The organism is Rhizobacter sp. P5_A1, from assembly GCF_056400745.1.
This window is the reverse complement of sequence record NZ_JBFUKR010000003.1, coordinates 75,990-93,744: the sequence shown is the minus strand read 5'-3', so window position 1 is coordinate 93,744 and position 17,755 is coordinate 75,990. Positions and strand designations below refer to the sequence as shown.

Sequence of the window (17,755 nt, the reverse complement as noted above, 5' to 3'; positions counted from 1 at the left end):
GAACCCGCGCCCAGAACGATGAAGCATTGCGTGGCGGCCGTTCAATGCAGCACCACGCGTCAGAGCGGTCGACCTATTCTGGAGGCTCTTCTTCAAGAGTCATCCGCATGTCGTCCAGAGACCTTTCCCATCTCGATGCGCTGATCGCGCTCGACCGAGACCACCTGATCCATCCGGTCGCGCCGTGGCGCAAGCATGAGCAGCGCGGCGTGACCGTGCTGGAGTCGGGCCACGGTTCCTGGCTGAAGGACGCGAACGGCCGCGAGCTGCTCGATGCCTTCGCCGGCCTGTGGTGCGTCAACATCGGCTACGGCCACGAGAGCGTGGTGCGGGCCGCGGCCGAGCAGATGCGCAAGCTGCCCTACGCGACCGGCTACTTCCACTTCGGCAGCGAGCCGGCGATCCGCCTCGCGGCCAGGCTGGTCGAGATCACGCCGGCCGCGCTGACGCGCGTCTACCTGACGCTGGGCGGCTCGGAGGCGGTGGACGCGGCGAGCCGCTTCATCACGCAGTACTACAACAACACCGGCCGGCCGAGCAAGAAGCACTTCATCTCGCTGCAGCGGGGCTACCACGGCTCGTCGTCGTTCGGCGCAGGGTTGACGGCGCTGCCGGTGTTCCACCGCGGCTTCGACCTGCCGCTGCCGAACCAGCACTACATCGCGTCGCCGTATCCCTATCGCAGCGCGGTCGGTGACGATCCGCAGGCGGTGATCGCGGCGTCGGTGGCGGCGCTGCGCGCCGAGGTCGCCGAGCTCGGCGCCGAGAACGTCGCCGCGTTCTTCTGCGAACCGATCCAGGGATCGGGCGGCGTGGTCGTGCCGCCGGTCGGCTGGCTGAAGGCGATGCGCGAGGCGACCCGCGAGCTCGACATCCTGTTCGTCGTCGACGAGGTCATCACCGGCTTCGGCCGCACCGGCCCGATGTTCGCGTGCGACGCCGAGGGCGTGGAACCCGATCTGATGACGCTCGCCAAAGGCCTGACCGCAGGCTATGCGCCGATGGGCGCGACCCTGGTCTCGGAAAAGGTCTACGCCGGCATCGCCGACGGCGCGCCGGCCGATGCCCCGATCGGCCACGGCGCGACCTACTCGGCCCACCCGGTCAGCGCGGCGATCGCGCTCGAGGTGCTGCGGCTCTACGACGAAGGCGGCATCCTCGCGAACGGCCAGGCCGTGGCGCCGCATTTCGCCGCCGTGCTCGACGGCCTGCGCGATCACCCGCTGGTCGGCGAGTCGCGCCACCGCGGGCTGCTGGGCGCGCTCGAACTGGTGAGCGACAAGGCGACGAAGCGCGGCTTCGACGCTGCGCTCGGCCTGTCGGACCGGCTGTTCGACGCCGGCTACCGCAACGGCCTGATCTTCCGCTCGTTCGGCGACCACATCCTCGGCTTCGCGCCGGCGCTGTGCTTCACCGAGGACGAGTTCGCGCAGATGGCCACGCGCCTGAAGAAGACACTGGACGACGTGCTGGCCGCGCCCGATGTGCGCGCCGCGCTGAAGTGAGATGCGTCGCCGTCCGGTCAGCGAAGCCGCACAATTGAGCCCTCGCATTGCACTGCCCGCCCGTGACCAGCCCTTCTCTCAAACTCGACCGGCTCGACCTGCGCATCCTGAGCCAGTTGCAGAAGAACGGGCGCATCACCAACGTCGACCTGGCCGATGCGGTCGGGCTGTCGCCCAGCCCCTGCCTGATCCGCGTCAAGCGGCTCGAGCAGGCGGGGTACATCTCGGGGTACGGCGCGCAGCTGCGGCTCGAGAAGCTCGGCGACACGCTGACCGTGTTCACCGAGGTCACGCTGTCGGACCATCACCGCGAGGACTTCGTGCGCTTCGAGGCGGCGATCCGCGGCGTCGACGAGATCCTCGAATGCCACCTGGTCAGCGGCGGCTACGACTACCTGCTGAAGTTCACGACGCGTGGCGTCAACCACTACCAGGCGCTGATCGAGGACCTGCTCGAGCGCAACATCGGCATCGAGAAGTACTTCAGCTTCATCGTGATCAAGTCGCCGTTCATCAAGACGCACTACCCGATCGAGCGGCTGTTCCCGTCCAACCCCTGAGGACGGTTCTGGCATGAGCCATCCACTGCCCAGCGGTGGACGCTTCGTGCGTCTCGCCGAGACCGCGCGCGCCGCGGTGCATCTGTCGATCGACGGCGCACCAGCGACCGCGCTCGAAGGCGACACCCTGCTCGTCGCGCTGCTGACGAATGGCCGGCGCGTGCGCACGTCCGAGTTCGGCGACGGCACGCGCGCCGGCTTCTGCCTGATGGGTGCCTGCCAGGACTGCTGGGTCTGGGACGACGCCGGACAACGGCTGCGCGCGTGCTCCACCGTCGTCGCCGAAGGCATGACCGTGCGCACCGCGCCGCCGGCTTCGCTGTGGCCGATGACGCCGGAGGTCGCGGCGCGCGAACGCGGCGAGGTGTTCCGATGACGCCGCCGCGCGTTGTCGTCGTCGGCGCCGGCCCGGCCGGCGTGCGTGCCGCGCAGGCGCTGGTCGATGCCGGCCTGCGCCCCATCCTGATCGACGAAGGCCGGCGCGACGGTGGCCAGATCTACCGCCGCCAGCCCGAAGGCTTCAAGCGCACGCCGGCCATGCTCTACGGCAGCGAGTCCGCGAAGGCGCAAGCGCTGCACCGCGACTTCGATGCGCTGCGCACGCGGATCGACTACCACCCCGAAACGCTGGCGTGGAACATCACGTCGGGCCAGCTGCACACGGTGCATGCGCCCAGCGGCGCGACGGCCACGCTGCCTTTCGACGCGCTGATCGTCTGCGCCGGTGCCACCGATCGGCTGATGCCGGTGCCGGGGTGGAACATGGCGGGCTGCTACAGCCTGGGCGCGGCACAGATCGCACTGAAGGCGCAGGCCTGTGCGATCGGCTCGCGCGTGGTGTTCATGGGCAGCGGGCCGCTGCTGTACCTCGTCGCGGCGCAGTACGTGAAAGCGGGTGCGCAGGTCGAGGCCGTGCTCGACACCTCGCCGGCGCTGCCGTCGTTCGCGGCACTGCGCGGCTTGCTGACGCGCCCTCGCCTGCTGCTGCGTGGCCTGGCGCTGAAGGCCTCGCTGCGCCTCGCCGGCGTGGCGCTGCTGAACGACGTCGAGCCCATGCGCATCGATGGCTCGGCCGGTGGCGGCGTGTCGGGTGTCGTGGTGCGCGACGCACGGGGCGCCGAACGCAGCTTCGCGTGCGACGCGATCGGCATGGGTTGGCATCTGCGCGCCGAGACGCAGCTCGCCGACCTCGCGCGCTGCGAATTCGAGTTCGAATCCCTGAGCCGCCAATGGCTGCCGCGCATCGACGCCTGCGGCCGCAGCAGCACAGCGGGCGTCTACCTCGCCGGTGACGGCGCGCGCATCCTCGGTGCCGACGGCGCAGAGGCCGCGGGTCGGCTCGCGGCGCTGGCTGCGTTGCACGACCTGAACCATGGGCGGGGCCGCACGCTGTTCGCGGCCGAGCAGGTCGGCCTGCAGCGCACACTGGCGACGATGAACGGCTTCCGCGAAGGGCTGGCGCAGGCCTTCCCGTGGCCGCACGCGCACGCGGCCGTGCTGCCGAACGACGCGATCGTGTGCCGCTGCGAGGCCGTCACGGCCGGCGAGCTGCGCCGCAGCGTGCTCGCACTCGGCAGCCAGGAGCTGAACCGCGCGAAGGCCTTCAGCCGAGTCGGCATGGGGCGCTGCCAGGGCCGCTACTGCGGTCACGCGGCGGCCGAGGTCGTCGCGGCCGCGGCGAGCGTGCCGGTCGAGCGGGTGGGGCGCCTGCGCGGGCAGGCGCCAGTCAAGCCCTTGTTGATGAGCGCGCAGGAACATGGCTGAAACCGCATCACAGCGCAGTGACGTGCTGATCGTCGGCGGCGGCCTGATGGGCACGACGACGGCGCTGTTCCTGCGCCGCCACGGCCTGAGCGTGACGCTGCTCGAGCGCGAGCTGATCGGCCGCCAGGCCAGCGGCACCAACTTCGGCAACGTGCGCCGCCAGGGCCGCGACCTCGCGCAGATCCCGCTCGCGAACCGGGCGCGCGCCGTCTGGGGCCGCGTCAACGAGCTGCTCGGCGAGGACCTGGAGTTCGTGCCTTACGGCCACCTGCGCGTCTGCTACACCGAGGCGCAGGCCGCCAGCCTCGAGCAACACGTGCGCGACGTGCAGCCGCTCGGCCTCGATCTGCAGATGTTCGGTGCCGACGCGATGCGGCGGCGTTGGGGCATCTTCAGCGACGCGGTGGTGGCAGGTTCATTGTCGCCGCTCGATGGCCACGCCAACCCGCGCCTGGCCGGCCCGGCGTTCGGGCGCGCGGCACAGCGCGCGGGCGCGCACATCCACGAGCACAGCGAGGTCGCGCACATCGAGCGCGACGCGGCCGACTTCGTCGCCCACACGGTCGACGGCCGGCAATACCGCGCGGCCCAGCTGCTGGTGACGACCGGCGCGTGGTCGGCGCGCTTCGCGCAGAGCTTCGGCGAGCCGGTGCCGCTGGACGCGCGCGGCCCGCAGATGGGCGTGACCGAACCGCTGCCGTATGCGATCGGCCCGTCGATCGGCGTGTCCACGCCGATCGAGGAAGAGGGCCTGTACTTCCGCCAGATCGCGCGCGGCAACATCGTCTTCGGCGGCGGCCTCAAGGGCCCGGCGCTGGCCGATGCGGTGCGCGCGTACGTGAAGCCCGACAACACGCTGCGCCAGCTGCGCGAGCTGCGCCGCTTCGTGCCGGCGTTCGCGAACGTGCAGCTGATCCGCGTCTGGAGCGGCATCGAGGGCTACACCGGCGACTGGGTGCCGGTGCTCGGCCCGAGCGCGCGCGTGCCCGGGCTGCACTACGCGTTCGGCTTCAACGGCGAAGGCTTCGCGATCGGCCCGGGCGTCGGCGAGGCGATGGCCGAAGTGATCGCCACCGGCCGCACGTCGACGCCGATCGCGGCATTTTCGATCGGCCGCTTCGCGACCGTCCCGCGGGATCAGCCCATCACGACATAGACCTTGCGCAGCGTCTCGGTGATGTGCCACACGCCTGTGGTGTTGGCCGGGAAGAACAGCGTGTCGCCGGCGCGGATCTCGCGGGCCTCGCCGCCGGTCGGCGTGAAGGTGCACGAACCCGACAGGATGTGCATGACCTCGGCCTGCGCGAGCTGGCGTTCGAAGCGGCCGGGCGCGCACTCCCACAGACCCGTGCGGTTGGCGCCGGCGCCGACCAGTTCGACGGCGATGCCACGTGTCAGGCAGGGCGGCTGCGACAGCGGGCGCGCCACCGGGCCCAAGTCCTGCAGCTCGGTCAGGTTCGCGGATTGGCGGAGGATCTGGATCGTCATGTCGAGAGGCGCGGTGGTGAAAGAGGCGCAGCATAGCGACGCCCCTGCGCCGCCGATAGGACGCTCTTGTCGCGCCGCACGATCTGCGCGGCAGGTGCCGCACAACGCAATTCGCTGCCGCGCAGTGCGCCGTTTACGGCGCCACGCGGGCGGGCATCGCTCTTAAGCTGAAGCCCATGTGCACGACGCCCTCCAGCCCGACCGCCACACGGCGCGACACGCGCTCGCTGGCGCCGGTGCTCGCCCACATCGACGCCCACTTGAGCGAGCCCTTGCCGCTCGACGACCTGGCCGCGATCACCGGCCTGAGCGTGTGGCGCTTCGCGACCGTGTTCCGCCGCCACATCGGCATCGCACCGCACCGCTATGTGAGCCTGCAGCGCATTCGCCATGCCCAAGCCCTGCTGCGCCAGGGCGCGACGCTGGCCAGCGCCGCCAGCGAATCCGGCTTCTGCGACCAGAGCCACTTGTCGCGGCGCTTCAAGCGGCTGTGCGGCATGACGCCCGGCCAGTATCAGGCCGGTCAGGCGAGCCGGGCGGGTTCGCTTCCACTGGCTTCCAAACTCTGAAGGACCCCACCATGCCGCTGCAGAACTTCAAAGTCCTCACCTTCGACGTCGTCGGCACGCTGATCGACTTCGAGGGCGGGATGCTCGCCTACCTGCACGGCAAGGTGCCCGGCGCGACCGTGTCGGACGACGTCTTCCTTGCCGCCTACCGCCGCGCGCGCAAGAGCAAGGACACCGACTGGTACCCGAACGACCTGGTGCGCTGCTGGCACGCGATCGCGCCCGAGCTCGGCCTGCCGGACTCGGCCGCGCTGGCCGAAGGCTTTCGCGACTCGGTCGCCGAGTGGCCGGCATTTCCCGACTCGGTCGCGGCACTGAAGCGGCTGCGCGCGCGCTTCAAGCTGGTCGCGATGACGAACGCGCAGCGCTGGGCGCTGACGCACTTCGAGAAGACGCTGGGCATGCCCTTCGACGACAGCGTGACCTGCGACGACGCGCTGTGCGAGAAGCCCGACCCGCAGTTCTTCGCGTTCGCGCGCGGCCGCCTGAGCACGCGCGGCTACACCCGCGAAGACAACCTGCACGTGGCGCAAAGCCAGTACCACGACATCGGCGTCGCGCACCGCCTCGGCCTGACCACCTGCTGGATCGAGCGGCGCCACGGCCAGCCGGGCTTCGGCGGCACGCTGGAAGTACCGGAGCTGACGACGCCCGACTACCACTTCCACACGCTGGCGCAGCTCGCGGACGCGGTCGACGCAGACCGCTGATGGCCGCGCCGCGCGCCGACGAGATCGCCGACCTGCTGCCCGCGCTGACCGCGCTGCGGCACGACCTGCACGCGCACCCGGAGCTGGCGTTCGCCGAGCACCGCACCGCGGGCATCGTGGCCGGCGCACTGCGCGAGCTCGGGCTGGAGGTGCACGAAGGCATCGGCGGGACCGGCGTCGTCGGCATCCTGCGCGCGGGCACGAGCCGCCGCAGCGTGGGCCTGCGTGCCGACATGGACGCGTTGCCGCTCGCCGAGCACAGCGAGCTCCGTTATCGCAGCACCGTGCTCGGCGTGCACCACGGCTGCGGCCACGACGGCCACACCAGCATGCTGCTCGGCGCCGCGCGTCACCTGGCGCGCACGCGACGCTTCGACGGCAGCGTGGTGTTCATCTTCCAGCCCGCCGAGGAAGGGCGCGGCGGTGCGCGTGCGATGCTCGACGACGGGCTGTTCGAGCGCTTTCCGTGCGACGCGGTCTATGCGCTGCACAACTGGCCCGACCTGCCGCTGGGCCGTGCGCAGACCCGCCCCGGGCCGATCATGGCGGCCGCGGATCGCTTCGACATCACGCTGCGCGGGCGCGGCGGCCATGCGGCGCAACCGCAGCACACGCCCGATGCGATCCTGGCCGCGAGCCAGCTCGTCGCGCAGCTCAACACGATCGTCGCGCGCCGCATCGATCCGGCCGAGTCGGCGGTGCTGTCGGTGACACGCATCGAAGGCGGGCAGTCGCACAACGTGCTGCCGGCCGAGGTGCAGGTCACGGGCACCGTGCGCAGTTTCGATCCGGCGTCGCAGGATCGCATCGAGGCCGCATTGCGCGCCACCGCGCAGGGCATCGCGCTCGCCAGCGGCACCGAGGTCGAGGTGAGCTACACCCGTTACTACCCCGCGACGGTCAATGCCGAGCGCGAGGCCGCGCTCGCGCTGGCCGCGGCCCGCGACGTCGGCCTGGACGCCGGCGTCGCAGCGCGCCCGGCGTTCACGTCGGAAGATTTCGCCTTCCTGTTGCAAGCCCGGCCCGGCGCGTACCTCTGGCTCGGCCAGGGCCGAGCCGACGCCGCCGGCGACCGGCCACTGCACCATCCGTCCTACGACTTCAATGACGACGCCTTGTCCCTGGGCGTTCAGTGGTTTGCCGCCGTCGTTGGCCGCGAACTTGCGCCAGGAAGTGACGCGCAAGTGAAGTGATTCGCCGAAGCGGCCGGCGCCGGTAGGCAAGTCCGGAACGACCCCTCCGCGCGCTCACCGGTGCCGGCGCAAATCCGCCCTGCCCGGGCGTTGCCCGGCGGAATCTCGCCGCGTGGTCACCGCATCCACCGCGCCGAACCGAGCGAACGAGGCCGACAACCGCACGCGCCGTGCAATAGGCACGCAAGCCTGCGTGAAAACCCGCGTTGGTATGCCCCGTGCAATTGAGTGCCCGCGGCTTCAGCGCATGTCCGCGCTCTGCCGAACCCAGGAGTGCCAGCATGACACCGGTCCAGAATCTCGCAGCCACATCAAGGTCCTAGCGTGCTCGCGGACTCGGCTCTCCAGGCCTCCTGGCGCCGTGCCGCGCCGGTCTCGGTGTATGCGGGGCTCGCGGTCGGCGCGGTGACCACGGGGGTGTTCGCTGCCCAGTCGCTGTTCGACGTGGCGCTCGCCACGGCCATGCTCGTGATGTCGCTGCTGAACATGGCAGCGTCCGCGCTTTCACAGCGGGAAATACTTCGCCTCAACGAGGCCCTGCATCGCGCCAACAAGGATCTCGCCGAGCTGCTCCATTCCGACATGCTCACGAGCCTGCCCAATCGACTGCACTTCGAGAAGGTGTTGAACCGAGCGGTCGCGACCCATGAAGAGACCGGTCAGCCGTTCGCCGTGTTCGTGATCGACCTGGATGGCTTCAAGCCGATCAACGACAGCCTGGGCCGCCAGGCCGGCGACACCGTGCTGCGCGAGATTGGCCAACGCCTGCGACAGCTGAAGCGTGCGGGCGATGTCGTGGCCCGCGCGGGGGGTAACGAGTTCCTGATGCTCGGCAACGGTTTGCAGGGTCGCGTGGATGCCGCGAAGCTGGCCGAGCACCTGCAGTCGGCGATCTCTCGGGTCGTCAAGTGCGGCAACGATGAGCTGTTCGTGTCGTGCTCGATCGGCGTTTTCATGTACCCGGAGTGCGGGCAACCCGACGGCTCGATGATCGGCTGTGCCGATGCTGCGATGTACGCTGCGAAGCGGGCCGGCGGCGCGAGTCTGGTGTTCTACGAATCCGGCATGTCGCTGGAGGGATCCGCGGCCAGGGAGCAGATGACCCTGAAAGCGGAGCTGCGAACCGCCATCGAATGCGGCCTGCTGGAACTCTTCTACCACCCCAAGGTGGCCGTGAAGACGGGTCAGATCACCGGGGTTGAAGCGTTGGTGCGCTGGCGCCATCCAACCCGAGGCATGGTCGGGCCGGACGAGTTCGTGCCGATTGCCGAGCGCTTCGGCATGATCCAGCTGCTCGGCGATTGGGTCATCGAGGCTGCCTGCCGGCAGATCCGCAGCTGGCTCGTGGAGGGTCTGCGCATGCGCGTGGCCGTGAACCTGTCCGCGCGCCAACTGCAATCGCATCAGCTGGTGCCCCACGTGCAGGCGTGCCTGCAGCGCCATCGCATCGATCCCCATCTGCTCACGTTCGAAATCACCGAAACGCTCGCGATGGAGGATTCACCGGAGATCGGTCGGGTCTTGCACGAACTCGTCGACTCGGGCGTCACGCTGTCGATCGATGACTTCGGCACGGGCTATTCCAACCTGAGCTACCTGCGCCGATTGCCGATCGCTCAACTGAAGATCGACAAGATGTTCGTGCGTGACGTGCACGAGGATCCAGACGCACGGGCGGTGGTCGACGCCGTCGTCCGCGTCGGGCACGCGCTCGGCCTCGAGGTGGTGGCCGAAGGCGTCGAGAGCGAGCGCCAACGACAGTCCTTGGTCGAGTTGGACTGCGACCAGCTGCAAGGCTATCTGTTCGCGCTGCCCATGCCGGCCGATGCGCTGAAGCGCTGGGCCGACGCGGTCAAGGAAGATCCGTTCGCGATGTTCGAACCCGACTTGTACGGGCACACGACGATGCGCGCCCAGCTTTGAATCGCGATGGCAGAACTGAACGTTGCATCACTGGCGCGAGCGCTTCGAGGAAGATTCGAGGTCGTTCAACGCTTCTGCGTCGACAGCGCGGGCCAGTGGGAGGTCGTCCTGCATTCGCCGCAGCGATCGACGTTCAAGCGGGTGACTGCCGACGCGCTCGAACCCTTGGCATGGGTGCACGAACGGCATCGCACGACGGTCGCCACGGCCGTTCAGCGCGCGGTTGAAGCGCACGCTGACTGGAAGGGCGTGTGCGACTTCGCGAGCGAGCCGTCCGTCTCCTGGCCCGTCGAAGTCATCGTCACGTCGTTGGAGGGACCGCGCTCGTGTCTGCTCACGGCCCGGCGACTGGTGCGCGAGTCTGGCGAGCTATCCGTCGGGCCGGATCGACGGGGCCTTTGGATTCTTGCCGCTTCGGCGGCGGGCCTGGGTCTGGTCGTGATCGAGCCGGATGCCGCAGAAGTCAAGCTGGATGACACCGCGGCAGCTCAGATCGGATTGCCCGATTCGGCCGAAGGTGTGTTTTCGGTGGACGCGTGGATCGGCCAGTTCGTGGCCGAGGACCGCGCGCGGCTGCTTTCACTGGTGGAGACTGTCCCGACCGCTGGACAAACGCACGCGCTCAGCGCTCGCACGCAGCGGCGCGAGGGCCGCCACAACCGGGTGCTGGATCTGTCCTTTCGTGCCAGCAACGACGGCATGCGATGGGTTGGCGCCAGTCGAGACGTCACCCAGGAGCGAACCTTGGGGGAACTGCGGCGCAAGAAGGTGGCGGCCGAACGGGCCAACAAGGCGAAAAGCGAGTTCATGTCGCATGTGAGCCATGAGTTGCGAACGCCGCTGAACGGGATACTTGGTTTCGCTCAGCTGATGCTGATGGACAGGGAGAATCCGCTCACCGGTGAGCAACTCCGGCGCGCCGAGGTACTGACCTACTCCGGGCAGAGGCTGCTGGGACTCATCAATCAGTTGCTCGAGATCTCGCGCATCGAGCAGGGCCGACGCTCCATGAAGATGGGGTCGGTCAACGTAGCGTCGGTGTTTCGCCTGAGCGTTGACCAGCTTCAACCGATGGCCGATCGAGCCAACGTCGTCGTGGAGATTCTGGTCGACCATCCCGAGCGGGCGGCGGTGCGCGCGGATCGGGCCGCGCTCGAGCAGGTGCTTGTCAACCTTCTCTCCAACGCGATCAAGTACAACCGACCAGGAGGGCGTGTCAGCCTGACCTTCAGCCGTGAAGACCGCGGTGTGATATGCGTGAAGGACACAGGGCGTGGGCTGACAGGCCCGGAGCTCAGGCGGCTGTTCGAACCGTTCAACCGGCTCTGGGCTCAGCACTCGAAGGTGTCTGGCCATGGCCTGGGCCTCGCCATCACCCGAAAGCTCGTCGAGGCGATGGACGGCGAACTCACGATCGAGTCGACCCGGGGCGTGGGGTCGGTCTTCTCGGTGCACCTGCCCGAGGCCAGCCACTCCCGGTTCGATGCCACCGAGACGGTGCCCCTGGAGCTTCCATCCGGGTGGGACTCGCTCGAGGGGCGCAGGGTTTTGTACGTCGACGATGACGAAGTCAACACGCTCTTGATGCGGCAGGTCTTCCTGACGCAGCCCGAGTGGGAACTCAGGACGGTTGGTACCGGAGCCGAAGCCCTGAGATCTGCGGTGCGGGACAAGCCCCAGCTGATACTGCTCGATCTGAACCTGCCGGACATGACCGGGATCGAGGTTCGCCGGGCCTTGCGGTCCGACGCCGGAACGCGCGACATTCCGTGCGTCGCAGTGAGCGCCGACGCGATGCCCGGACAGGTGAAGAAGGTACTGGCGGAAGGCTTCGAGGAGCATTGGGCCAAGCCGCTCGACCTGCCGCGGATCCTGCGCAAGCTCAAGCAACGCTTGGCCTGAGGTCGGGTCGGCGCCGCGCGGCGCCGGGGTGTTCACTGGCGATAGACCTCGGGGTCGATGCTCAGCCGCTTGAGCTTGTCGTGCAGGGTCTTGCGCGGCATCCCCAGCGCTTCGGCGGTGCGCGAGATGCTGCCTTCGGCCTTGCGCAGCGCGTGACCGATCAGGGCACGCTCGAAGTCATCGACCTGCTCGACCAGCCCGGCCGGCGCCGCCGCGGCCGCTGCCGGCGCGGCGGCCTGCTCGAGGCCGAGCACCCAGCGCTCGGCGAAGTTGCGCAGCTCGCGCACGTTGCCCGGCCAGTCGCGCGTCTTCCACTCGGCGATCTGCGCCGGCGTCCACGCGGGCACCGGGCGGCGCAGGCGCAGCGCCGCCATCTCGGTGAACTGCACCAGCAGCAAGGGGATGTCGTCGGCCCGCTCGCGCAGCGGCGGCAGTGCGATCGTCGCCACGTTCAGGCGGTAGTACAGGTCGTCGCGAAAGGCGCCGCGCGCGGCCAGCTTCTGCAGGTCCACCTTGGTCGCGGCGACGACCCGGCAGTGCAGCGGCACCGCGGTGTTGGAGCCCAGCCGCTCGACCGCACGCTCCTGCAGCACGCGCAGCATCTTCACCTGCAGCGCCATCGGCATCGACTCGATCTCGTCGAGGAACACCGTGCCGTCGCGTGCGTACTCGAGCTTGCCGATGCGGCGCTTGGTGGCGCCGGTGTAGGCGCCGGCCTCGGCGCCGAAGATCTCGGCCTCGAACACCGTCTCGGGCAGCGCGCCGCAGTTGATCGCGACGAACGGCCCTTCGGCGCCGCTCGCGTCGTGCAGCGCGCGCGCGACGACCTCCTTGCCGCAGCCGGTCTCGCCGTGGATCAGCACGTCGACGCGCGTCGGCGCCAGGGTCGCGATCAGCGTGCGCACGCGCTCCATGGCCGCGGTCTGCCCGATCAGCGGGCTGCCGCCGTCGAGCACGGCTTTGAGGCGGCGGTTCTCGACCACCAGCTGGCGCTGCGCGAGGGCGCGGCGCGCCGCTTCGATCAGGCGCTCGGAGGCGAAAGGCTTCTCGATGAAGTCCCAGGCCCCTTCGCGCATCGCCTCGACCGCCATCGCCACGTCGCCGTGGCCGGTAACGAGCGTGACCGGCAGCTCGGGGTCGGTGCGGCGCAGCTCGCGCAGCAGCGACAGGCCGTCGCGCCCGGGCAGGCGCACGTCGCTGATCACGATGCCCGGGAAGCTGTAGGCGTTGAGCTCCGCGAGCGCCTGCTCGGCCGATTCGCGCGCAGCCACGCTGAAGCCGCCGAGCTGCAGCGCCTGCGCGGCGGCCAGCCGCACGCCGGGGTCGTCTTCGATCAGCAGGATGGAGGCTTGGTCCAAGGGGGTCATCGCACGCTCCTCGCGCTGTCAGCCGATCGTCTGCGAAACCGCGGCGCTCGCGCCGACGGTCCATGTCGCGGCCGGCAGCCGCAAGGTGAACACCGCGCCGCCGCCGACGCGATTCGCGGCCTGGAGCGTGCCGCCGAGTGCGTTGGCGATCGAGCCGGAGATCGCGAGGCCGAGCCCGAGGCCGACGCCGGCCGGCTTGGTGGTGAAGAAGGGTTCGAACAGCCGGCCCGCGGCCTCGTCGGCGATGCCCGGCCCGGTATCGGCGACGCTGATGCCGACCCAGTCGCCCTCGCGCGCGACGTCGATCTCGATGCGCGTGCCGCCAACCTCGGCGCAGGCGTCGAGCGCGTTGCGCAGCAGGTTGACAAGGATCTGCTCGATGCGCACCGTCTGCCCCTGCATCGCGAGCGCGGGGTCGGAGGCCTCGGCGTGGATTGCGATGCCGTGCTGCCGGGCTTCGGCCGACACCATCGCGATGGCCACCGCAATCGCCGGTGCGACCGGCACCGGCGCGTGGCGCAGGTCGTCCTTGCGGGCGAAGCCCTTGAGCTGCCCGACGATCGTCGCGATGCGCTGCGTCAGCTCGCCGATGGTGTCCAGGTTGGCCTGCACCGAGGCGTCGTCGCCGCGGTCGAGCAGCATCTTCGCGTTGTCGTTGAGCGCACGCAGCGCGGCCAGCGGCTGGTTGATCTCGTGCGTGATGCTCGCCGCCATCTGCCCGAGAACGGTGAGCTTGCCGGCCTGGATCAGCTCGTTCTGCGTCGCGCGCAGCGTGGCCTGGGTGCGGTCGAGTTCGCGGATCTTCGACTCGAGCTCGTCGTTGGCACGCACCAGCACCGCGGTGCGCTCGCCGATGCGCTGCTCGAGCTGCGCATGCACGCCTTCGAGCTCGCGCTGGGCGCGGCGGCGCTCGTCGTTGCGGCGCCGCCGCAGCCTGGCGTAGAGCGCCGCCACCAGCACGAAAGCATAGGCAAAGCCCGCCGCCGCCGCGTAGCCGCGCGCGAGGTTGCCGACGTCTTCGACCTCGGCAAACGACAGCAGCGTCCAGCCCATGTGGCCGAGCGCGCGGCGCTCGCCGGCCACAGGCAGCCAGCGCATGGCGGCGCCATCGCGCAGCGCGAGCTGCGCGACGCCGTCGCGCCCGGCCTGCACCAGCGGCACCGGTTCGAGGGCACTGTCGCCGTACTGCCGCGTCGCGCGGATGCGGGCGCGCGCCGCCTCGTCGAGCGGCGCGAGCGAGCGGAAGCGCCACTCGGGGCGACTCGACAGGAACACCACGCCCTGCTCGTCGGCCAGCATCAGCAGCGACCCGCTGCGCCGCCAGTTGGCCTCGATGTCGTCGAGCGAGATCTTCACCGCGACCACGCCGAGCGGCGCCGCGCCCGGCTGCAGCTCGTCGGGCACGCGGTGGGCCAGGAAGTAGCCGGGCTCGCGGGTGGTTGAACCGAGCGCATAGTAGCGGCCCGAGCCGTTGGCGACGGCGTCGCGGAAGTAGGGCCGGAAGGCGTAGTTCTGGCCGACGAAAGACAGCGGCGTGGCCCAGTTGCTGGCGGCCACGGTGTGGCCGTGCGCGTCGATCAGGTAGATCGCGGCGACGTGGGTGTGCGCTGCCAGCCGCTCGAGGCGCCGGTTGACCGCATCACGGCGCGCCGCGTCGGCGGGGTTTGTCAGCAAGGCCACCTGGTCGGGGTAGCCGGCCAGCACGACCGGCAAGGTGTCGTACTTGTTGAGCGCCGAGGCCAGGCCGGACGACAGGAACTCGAGCTGGCGCTGCGTGCTCTGGCGCAGATCGTCCAGGCCCCAGCGGTAGGTACTGCGGTAGGTGAGCCCAACCAGCAGCACGCCGGCACCGACCAGCAGCACCACCAATGCAATGGCCTGCGCCGTGCGGGCCGGCCCCCGCCAGGAGCGGGTGGGCTCAGGGGTGTGATGCTTCGGCATCGATCCTCGAATGGCGACGCGTGTCGCGCATGCCCAGGTAGACCAGCAGCGAGCACGCGATCACGGCGCTAGCGTACCAGTAGAAGCCGCTCTCGTTGCCGGCCTGCTTGAACCACAGCGCGATGTATTCCGCGCTGCCGCCGAACACCGACACCGCCACCGCGTAGGGCACACCGACGCCAGTGGCGCGGATGGCCGCCGGGAACAGCTCGGCCTTCACCACCGCGTTGATCGAGGTGTAGCCCGAGACGATCAGCCAGGCACAGGCGATCAGCGCAAACGCTTCCCAAGGGCCATGGGCATGGCGGATCGCGGTCAGCAGCGGCACCGTGAACAGCGTGCCGAGGATCGCGAACTCAAGCAGCAGCGGACGCCGTCCGATGCGATCGGACAGGGCACCGTAGATCGGCTGCAGCAGCATCGCGAACAGCAGCGTCGCGGCCGACACCGCGGTGGTCTGCGCGTCGGTCAGGCCCACCGACAGCTTGAGGAACTTCTGCATGTAGGTGGTGTAGACGTAGAACGCGAGGGTGCCGCCCATCGTGAGGCCCACGACCACCATCACTTCCTTCGGGTATTGGGCCAGCAGGCGCAGGCCGCCCATCTGGGTGCCGCTTTTGCGCGCGGCTTCGAACGACTGTGTCTCGGCCAAGTCGCGCCGCATGAACAGGGCCACGAGCGCGAGGCCGGCGCCGATGAAGAACGGGATGCGCCAGCCCCACTGCTTGAGCTCGGCCGGGCTCAGGAACACGTTCTGCAGCAGCAGCAACACCACCAAGGCAAGCAGCTGGCCGCCGATCAGCGTGACGTACTGGAAGCTCGAGTAGAAGCCGCGGTGGCGCGAGGTCGCCATCTCCGACAGGTAGGTGGCGCTCGACCCGTACTCGCCGCCGAGGCTCAGGCCCTGCAGCAGACGCGCGAGCAGCAGGATCGCCGGCGCGGCCACACCGACCATCGCATGGGTGGGCGCGCACGCGATGATCAGCGAGCCCAGACACATCAGCAGCACCGAGGTCATCAACGCCGTGCGCCGGCCGAGCCGGTCGCCGATGCGCCCGAACAGGATGCCGCCGATCGGCCGCACGAAGAAGCCGAGCGCGAAGATGCCGGCCGCCGACATCATCTGCGCGGTCGGGTCCTGCGCGGGGAAGAAGGCCGACGCGAAGTAGAGCGAGAAGGCCGAGAAGCAATAGAAGTCGTACCACTCGACCAGGTTGCCGATCGAGCCGACCAGGATGGCGCGCAGGCACGAGAGCTCGATGCGATCCAACTTGACCGGCCTGGCCGGCCTGGCCAGCTCATTGGCCGGCACGCCGGGCATGGTGGGTCTGAATTCCATCTGTGGTCTCCTTGTTGAGGCGGCGGGTGCCGCACCGGTGGCGGCCTGCATTGCAGATCACATGCCACGCGTCGAATGCGGCGCATCACCCGGCGCCGACGTGGCGCCAGGCTCGCAAAGCGCCGGCGCGCGCGGCGGATCTCCGCCACGCGGCCCGAACCGGCGGCGGATTCCGTCATGGTCCGCGTCTGCGGCGTCACCGTTCAACGGGGCGGCATCAGCAAATACCCTCGCTGGTACGCCCCGTGCACTTGGAGACGCACGCGAGTTCGCGACTCGAACCTCAGGAGACATTCGAATGAAACGCAGGCAATTGATCCAGATGGCGATCCCGGCGATCGTCGGCACCCTCGGTGTGACGAGCGCGTGGTGCCAGAACTACCCGAGCAAGCCGGTGCGAGTCATCGTTCCCTTCGCAGCCGGAGGCACGACCGACATCATCGCGCGCGTGATCGCCGAGGGCACGCAGGCATCGTTCGGCCAGGTGATGGTCGTCGACAACAAGGCCGGCGCGGGTGGTCTCGTGGGCGCGACCGAGCTCGCCAGGGCCTCGCCCGACGGCTACACGCTGGGCATCGCCACCGTGTCGACCACTGCGTCGGTGCCCGCGATCAATCCGCGCGTCACCTACAACCCGCTGACCGACTTCACCCCGATCATCAACATCGCGGCAACGCCGAACGTGCTTGCGGTCCACCCGTCGTTCCCGGCGAAGGACTTCACGCACGTGCTGGCCGCGCTCAAGGCGGCGCCGGGCAAGTACACCTACGCCAGCTCGGGCGCGGGCGGCATCGGCCACCTGCAGATGGAGCTCTTCAAGTCGCTCACCGGCACCTGGATCACGCACATCCCCTACAGGGGTGCGGGCCCGGCGCTCAACGACGCGGTCTCGGGGCAGGTCAACATGATCTTCGACAACATCCCGTCGATCCTGCCTTTCATCAAGGCGGGCCGCCTCGTTCCCGTCGCGGTGGCCGCGCCGCAGCGCCTGGCTGCGCTGCCGAACGTGCCGACCTTCAAGGAGCTGGGTCTCGAGCCGGTGAACCGGATGGCCTACTACGGCATCAGTGGCCCGAAGGGCCTGCCCAGCGAGGTCGTGGCAAAGGTCGCGACCTCCGTCAAGCATGCGCTCGAACGGGCGGAGACGCGGGCACGCATCGAGGAGACGGGCTCCTTCGTCATTGCCAACACGCCCGAGCAGTTCGCCGCGCAGATCAAGGCCGAGTACGAGGTCTACAAGAAGGTCGTCGACCAGCAGAAACTCAAACTGGAGTAAGGCGCACGCCCTCCACTCGGCTCCTCTTTGCCCCGCCCGCCGCGGGGCATTTTTTTGGCGGCCAGATCAAGGCTGAGGTGCAGGCGCAAATCCGCCCTGCCGGCGCGCTGCCAGGCGGAATCTCGCCGCGTGGGCACCGCATGCACCGCGACCGAAGCGCGCGAACGGGGCCGGCAACCGCACGCGCCGTGCAATACGCACGCGAGCCTGCGTACAAA

Annotated in this window: 15 protein-coding genes; 11 read left to right on the top strand and 4 right to left on the bottom strand. The window is 69.5% G+C overall.

Annotation, left to right across the window (positions count from 1 at the left end):
* The first annotated feature begins 107 nt into the window (after positions 1-107).
* The 5 genes from AC1DTW_RS04000 (at position 108) to AC1DTW_RS03980 (ending at position 4,985) form a co-directional block, all read left to right on the top strand.
* Entirely contained in the window at positions 108-1,505 is a 1,398-nt protein-coding gene (locus AC1DTW_RS04000; protein ID WP_477979354.1) for an aspartate aminotransferase family protein, read from the top strand.
* A gap of 62 nt (positions 1,506-1,567) precedes the next feature.
* Positions 1,568-2,065 (top strand): Lrp/AsnC family transcriptional regulator, encoded by a 498-nt coding sequence (locus tag AC1DTW_RS03995; RefSeq protein WP_477979352.1) that lies wholly within the window; start codon positions 1,568-1,570, stop codon positions 2,063-2,065.
* Positions 2,066-2,078: 13 nt separating this feature from the next.
* Positions 2,079-2,441 (top strand): (2Fe-2S)-binding protein, encoded by a 363-nt coding sequence (locus AC1DTW_RS03990; protein ID WP_477979350.1) that lies wholly within the window; start codon positions 2,079-2,081, stop codon positions 2,439-2,441.
* Complete coding sequence (locus tag AC1DTW_RS03985; RefSeq protein WP_477979348.1) at positions 2,438-3,829, top strand: FAD/NAD(P)-dependent oxidoreductase; 1,392 nt, start codon at positions 2,438-2,440, stop codon at positions 3,827-3,829. Before AC1DTW_RS03990 ends, AC1DTW_RS03985 begins: the two co-directional genes overlap by 4 nt.
* Positions 3,822-4,985, top strand: a complete 1,164-nt coding sequence (locus tag AC1DTW_RS03980) for an NAD(P)/FAD-dependent oxidoreductase (RefSeq protein ID WP_477979346.1) — start codon at positions 3,822-3,824, stop codon at positions 4,983-4,985. The genes AC1DTW_RS03985 and AC1DTW_RS03980 overlap by 8 nt, the downstream gene beginning before the upstream one ends.
* On the opposite strand, the gene AC1DTW_RS03975 is transcribed toward AC1DTW_RS03980, so the two are convergent.
* Positions 4,967-5,317 (bottom strand): cupin domain-containing protein, encoded by a 351-nt coding sequence (locus tag AC1DTW_RS03975; protein ID WP_477979344.1) that lies wholly within the window; start codon positions 5,315-5,317, stop codon positions 4,967-4,969. The genes AC1DTW_RS03980 and AC1DTW_RS03975 overlap by 19 nt on opposite strands.
* 176 nt (positions 5,318-5,493) lie before the next feature.
* On the opposite strand from AC1DTW_RS03975, the gene AC1DTW_RS03970 reads away from it, so the two are divergent.
* From AC1DTW_RS03970 to AC1DTW_RS03950, 5 genes are all read left to right on the top strand, one after another.
* Entirely contained in the window at positions 5,494-5,886 is a 393-nt protein-coding gene (locus tag AC1DTW_RS03970) for a helix-turn-helix domain-containing protein (RefSeq protein ID WP_477979342.1), read from the top strand.
* Between the two features lie 11 nt (positions 5,887-5,897).
* Positions 5,898-6,596: an HAD-IA family hydrolase gene (locus AC1DTW_RS03965; protein WP_477979340.1), complete on the top strand. Its 699-nt coding sequence runs from the start codon at positions 5,898-5,900 to the stop codon at positions 6,594-6,596.
* Positions 6,596-7,789, top strand: coding sequence for a M20 aminoacylase family protein (locus AC1DTW_RS03960; RefSeq protein WP_477979338.1), 1,194 nt, complete (start codon positions 6,596-6,598; stop codon positions 7,787-7,789). The genes AC1DTW_RS03965 and AC1DTW_RS03960 overlap by 1 nt, the downstream gene beginning before the upstream one ends.
* A gap of 324 nt (positions 7,790-8,113) precedes the next feature.
* Positions 8,114-9,712, top strand: coding sequence for a putative bifunctional diguanylate cyclase/phosphodiesterase (locus tag AC1DTW_RS03955; protein WP_477979336.1), 1,599 nt, complete (start codon positions 8,114-8,116; stop codon positions 9,710-9,712).
* A gap of 6 nt (positions 9,713-9,718) precedes the next feature.
* Positions 9,719-11,614 (top strand): hybrid sensor histidine kinase/response regulator, encoded by a 1,896-nt coding sequence (locus AC1DTW_RS03950; protein WP_477979334.1) that lies wholly within the window; start codon positions 9,719-9,721, stop codon positions 11,612-11,614.
* A gap of 32 nt (positions 11,615-11,646) precedes the next feature.
* Here AC1DTW_RS03950 and AC1DTW_RS03945 read toward each other — a convergent pair whose 3' ends face one another.
* The 3 genes from AC1DTW_RS03945 to AC1DTW_RS03935 are packed head-to-tail and all read right to left on the bottom strand — an operon-like array spanning position 11,647 to position 16,243.
* Positions 11,647-12,981 carry a sigma-54-dependent transcriptional regulator gene (locus AC1DTW_RS03945; protein WP_477979332.1) on the bottom strand — a complete coding sequence of 445 codons (1,335 nt, stop codon included), beginning with the start codon at positions 12,979-12,981 and terminating at the stop codon, positions 11,647-11,649.
* An 18-nt stretch (positions 12,982-12,999) separates the two neighbouring features.
* Positions 13,000-14,922 carry a sensor histidine kinase gene (locus tag AC1DTW_RS03940; RefSeq protein ID WP_477979330.1) on the bottom strand — a complete coding sequence of 641 codons (1,923 nt, stop codon included), beginning with the start codon at positions 14,920-14,922 and terminating at the stop codon, positions 13,000-13,002.
* Positions 14,900-16,243: an MFS transporter gene (locus AC1DTW_RS03935; protein ID WP_477979809.1), complete on the bottom strand. Its 1,344-nt coding sequence runs from the start codon at positions 16,241-16,243 to the stop codon at positions 14,900-14,902. Before AC1DTW_RS03935 ends, AC1DTW_RS03940 begins: the two co-directional genes overlap by 23 nt.
* Before the next feature lie 316 nt (positions 16,244-16,559).
* On the opposite strand from AC1DTW_RS03935, the gene AC1DTW_RS03930 reads away from it, so the two are divergent.
* Entirely contained in the window at positions 16,560-17,537 is a 978-nt protein-coding gene (locus AC1DTW_RS03930) for a tripartite tricarboxylate transporter substrate binding protein BugE (RefSeq protein WP_477979328.1), read from the top strand.
* Positions 17,538-17,755: the final 218 nt, after the last annotated feature.